The organism is Moorena sp. SIO3H5 (genome assembly GCF_010692395.1).
GTDB lineage: Bacteria > Cyanobacteriota > Cyanobacteriia > Cyanobacteriales > Coleofasciculaceae > Moorena.
The window spans coordinates 1-1,592 of the sequence record NZ_JAAHHS010000737.1 but is presented as its reverse complement, the minus strand read 5'-3'; the positions used below and the strand labels follow the sequence as shown (position 1 = coordinate 1,592).

General features: G+C 41.5%; 2 protein-coding genes. Both read left to right on the top strand.

Features of this window, described 5'->3' with window-relative positions; translation table 11 throughout:
* Positions 1-1,162: histidinol dehydrogenase (gene hisD / locus F6K52_RS36075; protein ID WP_293089991.1), on the top strand; the 1,162-nt coding region annotated here is incomplete at its 5' end.
* Positions 1,163-1,341: 179 nt separating this feature from the next.
* A partial coding sequence (locus tag F6K52_RS36070) for a universal stress protein (RefSeq protein WP_293089989.1) occupies positions 1,342-1,592 on the top strand: 251 nt, incomplete at its 3' end.

The window sequence follows — 1,592 nt, the reverse complement described above, 5'->3', positions numbered from 1 at the left end:
TAAAGCCGTATTGCACTACACGGCTGAATTTGACGGCTATACTTTGCAGCTAGAAGAGCTAAGAGTTACGGCTTTTGAGTTAGATGTGGCTTATCAACAAATATCCCAAGAACTACTGGCTGCGATTCGGTTGGCGAGCCGTCAAATCGAAGCTTTTCATCGCCAAAGAATTCCCAAAAGTTGGGTGCATTTTGGGGATGATGATGTGGTACTGGGCAAACGCTATACTCCTGTAGATAGAGCTGGATTATACATACCTGGTAGTCATGGTACTTATCCAAGTACGGTATTAATGAATGCAATTCCGGCGAAAATAGCAGGTGTTCCACAAGTAGTAATGGTTACACCACCAGGGGTAGAAAAAGCGATTCACCCAGCGGTGCTAGTAGCGGCCCAAGAAGCAGGTATCAAAGAAATTTATCGGGTTGGTGGAGCACAAGCGATCGCTGCCTTAACCTATGGAACTCAAACAATTCCCAAGGTAAATTTGATTGCTGGACCAGGGAATATTTATGTAACATTGGCAAAAAAATTAGTTTATGGCCTGGTGGGGGTTGATTCCCTGTCTGGCTGTGGTGAAGTAATAATTATTGCCGATGAAACAGCCAACTCCCTCCATGTAGCAATAGACTTAATTGCACAGGCCGAAAAAGATCCCATGGCGGCGGCAATTTTATTGACCACAGATGAAAATTTGGCAAAGGAAGTTCAAATATCCGTAGCTAGACAGTTAGTAAACCACCCCAAACGTCTACTGACAGAAAAAGCCCTGGCTCATTACGGATTAATTGCGATCGTAGAATCCCTAGCGATCGCAACCACCCTTACGATTGAATTTGCCCCCAAACACCTACAATTACAAATAAAAGACCCTTGGGCATTACTACCATTAATTCGTCATGCCGGAGCTATATTTATTGGTCATTCCACACCAGAAGCAGTGGGAAACTACGTAGCTGGTCCCAGCCATATATTACCTACATCTGGCACTTGTCATTATGCTTCTCCATTGGGTGTAGAGACATTTCTGAAACACTCTAGTATTATTCAATACTCCCACACTGCACTGAACAAAGTGGTAGATGCAATTGATGCACTTGCCCAATCAGAAGGATTATCTTCCCATAGTGATTCTGTAAAGCGCCGATTAGAACTAGATTAAATATTGCTAAATTATTACTTTTTTGACTAAATTTTTGACAAAATTCAATTGATGGCTGCAAACTGAAACTTTAAGAACCATACAAACTTAAAGTTTAATTGGCAACATGGTTGGTATAGCCATTAATCATTTTTGTCTGACACCGATGTAGGGGGTCTACTTTTTTGGAGACAACAGCAGTGCTCAAAACTATTGTGGTAGCTTTAGATGGTTCGGAAATTACCGAGCGGATTATTCAAACTTTGCAAGACTTGGCCCTACCAAAAGAGAGCAAGGTAGTACTTTGTCACGTGTTTTTACCACCAGACACAGACAAAGATCTGCCTGCTGATCGTCCTCATCCACAGTCAGCAGAAGTATCATATTTACAAATTGAAAAACAATTACAGTCTTATCAAGCACAATTTTTCACAAACAGTCAACTAGAATA